Origin of the sequence: Streptomyces graminilatus, from assembly GCF_001418565.1 — a bacterium.
Lineage (GTDB): Bacteria > Actinomycetota > Actinomycetes > Streptomycetales > Streptomycetaceae > Streptomyces > Streptomyces graminilatus.
This window is the reverse complement of the sequence record NZ_LIQQ01000127.1, coordinates 1-2,104: the sequence shown is the minus strand read 5'-3', so window position 1 is coordinate 2,104 and position 2,104 is coordinate 1. Positions and strand designations below refer to the sequence as shown.

Below are 2,104 nucleotides of genomic sequence, written 5' to 3'. Positions count from 1 at the left end.
ACTCGGACTCGGACTCGGACTACACGGACTACTCGGAAGAGGAAGCAGCAGCCTTCCGCGCCTCTTCCGCCCGCTCCTCCGCCTCCATCTCCGCGAACACATCAATAGGCGCGGGCGCCTTCGCCAGGAACACCCAGGTGAGCCACACAGCCAGCAGGAACGGCGGAATCTTCAACGCCACCAGCACCCACCCCAGCGACGCCGTGTCCGCCCACCAGTACAGCGGGAACAGAATCGCGCACTTGGCGAGCAGAATCAGCCCCCAAGCCCAACTGGCCTTCGCATACGCCTTCTTGCGCCCCGGATTCCGCGTACGCCAGGAGAGGTTCTCCTTGAAGACCGGGCCGAGGATCACCCCGAGCAGCGGAAAACCGGCCAGCGTCGAGATGATGTACGCCAGTGCCAGCCCCAGCGTGTAGAGCATGCCGGGCAGATAGAAGTCCTTGGCGTTGCCCGTCATCATCGCGAAGACGACACCGAAGGCGACGCCGAAGACCCCGCTGAAGGCGTGCTTGACGGTGTCCTTCTTGACGAGGCGCACCACGACCAGCAGCACCGAGACACCGAGGGCCGCGATGGCCGACGAGTGCAGGTCCTTGTTGATCGTGTAGATCGTGACGAAGAGCAGCCCCGGCAGGACCGTCTCGATCATGCCCCGCAGACCGCCGAACGCCTCGAAGAGGGCGGCCTCGGTCACCGCCCTGGAATCTTGCTGGGCGTCTTCGGTCGGCTTGTCGAGGGACGTCACCGGCTACTCCCGTCCGAGAGGTCTCAGTTCGTATTTCGGATTGAACAGCACACGGCGGCCACGGCTCATCGAGATCCGCCCCGACGCGATCAGCTTGCGCCCCGGCTCTATGCCGACGATGGAACGTCTGCCGAGCCACACCACGTCCAGCGCGGCCGAACCGTCGAAGAGTTCGGCCTCCAGGGCCGGAACTCCCGCTCTCGGCCGCAATGTGACCGTGCGCAACGTACCAGTTACGGTCACCACCTGGCGGTCGTGGCAGTCACCGATACGGGTACAGCCCGCGGTCGCGCTGTCCTCGCACTCCAGGTCCTCCTGCGAGGAGGAGAGCCGGTCGAGCATGCGCCGGAACCGGCTCACCGGCTTCTCGGAACGAGGAACAGCACTCATACCTGAAGCGTACCGGCGCCCACCGACACCGCCGTACCCCGGGACCCCGGGACTCCGGCCCCGCGACCACGCCTTCCTGACCATGTCTCCCTGGCGACGGCCCTACCCCTCGAACCGGTACCCCATCCCGGGTTCGGTGATGAAGTGCTTCGGATGCGAGGGATCCGCCTCCAGCTTGCGCCGCAACTGCGCCATGTACACGCGCAGATAGTTGGCCTCCGTCCCGTAGGACGGCCCCCACACCTCCTGGAGCAACTGTTTCTGGCTGACCAGCCGTCCCGTGTTGCGCACGAGCACCTCCAGGAGATGCCACTCCGTGGGGGTGAGCCGTACATCGCGTCCCGCGCGGTGGACCTTTTTCGCGGCCAGGTCGACAGTGAACTCGTCGGTCTCCACGATGACGTCGTCCTCGGCGCTCCCGGCCGGCTCGGCCCTGCGTACGGCGGCCCGCAGCCGGGCCAGGAGTTCGTCCATGCCGAAGGGCTTGGTGACGTAGTCGTCGGCTCCCGCGTCGAGCGCCTCGACCTTCTCGTCGGAGGAGTGCCGGGCCGACAGCACCAGGATCGGCACCCGGGTCCATCCCCGGAGCCCCTTGATCACCTCGACGCCGTCCATGTCGGGCAGTCCGAGGTCGAGCACGACCACGTCGGGATGGCGGGCGGCGGCGAGTTCGAGGGCGGTGGCACCGTCGGGGGCCGCGTCGACCTCGTACTTGCGTGCCTTGAGGTTGATCACAAGGGCACGCACGATCTGCGGCTCGTCCTCGACCACCAGCACTCGGGTCATGACACCTGCCTTTCCGACTCCACCGACTCCGCCGGCACCACAGGCACCGTCGGCACCACCGGCACGCCCGACACCGCCGGCTCCGCTGACACTTCTGTTCCCACTTCCGCGGCCCCCGTTCCACCACTCCGCAGCGGCTCAACCGCCTCACCGACCCCGACCCCGACCTCGCCCCCGGCC

General features: G+C 67.3%; 3 protein-coding genes. All 3 read right to left on the bottom strand.

All coding sequences use genetic code 11. From position 1 onward, the window contains the following. Positions 1-28: 28 nt before the first annotated feature. Positions 29-748 (bottom strand): DUF3159 domain-containing protein, encoded by a 720-nt coding sequence (locus AOK08_RS12255; RefSeq protein ID WP_055525536.1) that lies wholly within the window; start codon positions 746-748, stop codon positions 29-31. 3 nt (positions 749-751) lie between these two features. After that, positions 752-1,138, bottom strand: coding sequence for an OB-fold nucleic acid binding domain-containing protein (locus tag AOK08_RS12250; protein ID WP_079053987.1), 387 nt, complete (start codon positions 1,136-1,138; stop codon positions 752-754). 102 nt (positions 1,139-1,240) lie between these two features. Beyond that, positions 1,241-1,924, bottom strand: a complete 684-nt coding sequence (locus AOK08_RS12245; RefSeq protein WP_055525535.1) for a response regulator — start codon at positions 1,922-1,924, stop codon at positions 1,241-1,243. Between the last annotated feature and the right edge of the window lie 180 nt (positions 1,925-2,104).